Here is a 223-nt window from a genome sequence, read left to right on the forward strand (position 1 = left end):
AGGCCGAGCAGTCCCTCGCCATGCAGGCCTTCCGCTCACTGCCCGAGCGCTGGCAGGCCGTGCTGTGGCACACCACCGTCGAGGAGGAGTCCCCGAGCGAGGTCGCCCCGCTCTTCGGACTGACCGCCAACGCCACGGCCGTGCTCGCCAGCCGGGCCCGCGAGGGCCTCAAGCAGGCCTACCTCCAGGCCCACGTCAGCCAGTCCCTCACCGCGGGCGGCGA

General features: G+C 73.5%; 1 pseudogene. It reads left to right on the forward strand.

The features are described from left to right. Positions 1–223: pseudogene (locus tag CCN56_RS45480) on the forward strand (RNA polymerase subunit sigma-24); the annotation flags it as partial.

Origin of the sequence: Streptomyces sp. NRRL B-24572 (assembly GCF_002156145.1) — a bacterium.
Lineage (GTDB): Bacteria > Actinomycetota > Actinomycetes > Streptomycetales > Streptomycetaceae > Streptomyces > Streptomyces vietnamensis.